The organism is Oleiphilus sp. HI0123 (assembly GCF_001635315.1).
Window position 1 is genome coordinate 1 of sequence record NZ_LWGE01000562.1, and the last position, 540, is coordinate 540.

Annotated in this window: 2 protein-coding genes; both read left to right on the plus strand. The window is 45.6% G+C overall.

Annotated elements, in window-relative coordinates; translation table 11 throughout:
* On the plus strand, positions 1 to 208 hold a 208-nt coding region (locus A3761_RS05170; RefSeq protein ID WP_304439586.1), incomplete at its 5' end, for a phosphoribosylglycinamide synthetase C domain-containing protein.
* A gap of 39 nt (positions 209 to 247) precedes the next feature.
* On the plus strand, positions 248 to 540 hold a 293-nt coding region (locus A3761_RS05175), incomplete at its 3' end, for an inositol monophosphatase family protein (RefSeq protein WP_304439587.1).

Genomic DNA, 540 nt, shown 5'->3' on the forward strand with positions numbered 1-540 from the left:
TGCAAAAGTATTTCATGCAGGCACCAAACTCGATGGCGAGCAAGTAGCAACGTCTGGTGGCAGAGTATTATGCGCTACAGCTCTGGGCAACAATGTGACTGAAGCTCAGCAAAAGGCCTATCAGCTTGCACAAAATATCAGCTGGGAAGGTATGTTCTATCGAGATGACATTGCCTACCGAGCCATTGCCCGAGAGCAGCAGTCTTAAGGCAGCCAAACCCTGTAAACTAATCTGTCTGGGTGACCTATGAACTATAGCGACATAGAGAAATTCGCAAAAGAGCTAGCAATCAAAGCTGGCTCGATGATTAAGTCGGAACGAGCAAAAGGCTCACTCAGTCAGAATTACAAAGATCAACATGAGCTAGTAACATCTGCAGACATTGCAGCAGACAAACTAATCATCGAAGCTATTCAAGAAAAATTCCCTCACCACCGTATCATGTCTGAAGAGACATATACCGATACGAGCCAAGGCAAAGACCTAGCTGAACCCATCTGGATTATTGACCCCATTGACGGCACCGTTAATTATGCTCA